Here is a 1,066-nt window from a genome sequence, read left to right as displayed (position 1 = left end):
CACACAGTTTATGTGTGTTACTCAATAGAAACGAAGGCAACGCTCCACTTCAGTTGGCTCAATTAATAGGCTAAAAAGTCGAGCATCGCGTTAAAATAAAAGCGCGTTGATAATTCAGAAATTTACCACTGACAAAACCGCCAAATACAGCACCTACTGTATAAAATAAACTTGAATAAGCGAGTATGGCGCGTTCTGCCAGCAGAATATCCGAAATATAAATGGGGCGTATAATATTAAGTAACATAACACAAATAAAGGGTATGTTACCCGACAAGAAAAGTATAATAATGATATGACTATTTGTAGGAGGTTTATAGTCAGTGTTGTTATGCTTAGTAGTGGTAGGTGTACTAACCTTGGGTAGCGTTTGAAAAATAAGTGCGGCTATAAGTAATGAGATGCCACAAATCAAGAGAATGGTTTGTATTGAAACATAGTCGAGTAGAAAAATGGATAAACCACCTGCAGTAAAAGCGGCCAGTTGATATTCGATTTCTAGCCAGCTGTTAATGCGTGCAAAGTATTCTTTATTGACCAGATATTGGGCCATAGCACTTCTAGCAGTGTAGAAAATGCTGAAATGTAACTGTTTTAAAACATAGGCGATGAGTAATAACGTAGAAAGTAATAAGCCATCATTAGGTGTTATATATAGTAAAGTAAAGAAAATGCCCAATATGGTTGCAGTCGACGTCAAGACATTTTTTCGTTGAAATAAATCAACCCCCTTGCCAATCCATGGCATAACGGCAATAGTAATAAAAATAGTGAGAGTAGCAATCACGCTGAAGATTTGGCTACTCAACTCTTTTAATAGCACCCACGGTATTAAAATAGCCGCAATCCCTACGGCTGATGAGGTAAAAAAATTGGCGAGTAGCATTTTAGCTACATGTTTATCCAACAGCATGTGATGGCTACCTATACATGGTTGTATTGCGTATGAACGTATGACAGTAGATTTACTATAGGGTACCTCTAAAAATGTTACCAAAATTTCAATATTTTTAGGAAAGATCTTAAATTATAGAAGGTAAATACGATTGTTTATTATTTGACACCA

At 36.2% G+C, this 1,066-nt stretch carries 1 protein-coding gene; it reads right to left on the bottom strand.

Features of this window, described 5'->3' with window-relative positions:
- Window positions 1-70: 70 nt before the first annotated feature.
- Entirely contained in the window at window positions 71-913 is an 843-nt protein-coding gene (locus F607_RS0127430) for an MFS transporter (protein ID WP_027710517.1), read from the bottom strand.
- Window positions 914-1,066 lie beyond the last annotated feature (153 nt).

This window comes from Zooshikella ganghwensis DSM 15267, from assembly GCF_000428585.1.
In the GTDB taxonomy this organism is placed as follows: domain Bacteria; phylum Pseudomonadota; class Gammaproteobacteria; order Pseudomonadales; family Zooshikellaceae; genus Zooshikella; species Zooshikella ganghwensis.
Note: the sequence above shows the minus strand (reverse complement) of the source record. Positions and strands in the feature narration are given on the sequence as shown.

Excerpts from the sequence above, each read along its gene's own strand:
- F607_RS0127430 (WP_027710517.1), bottom strand. The coding sequence starts at position 913 with ATGCTGTTGGATAAACATGTAGCTAAAATGCTACTCGCCAATTTTTTT.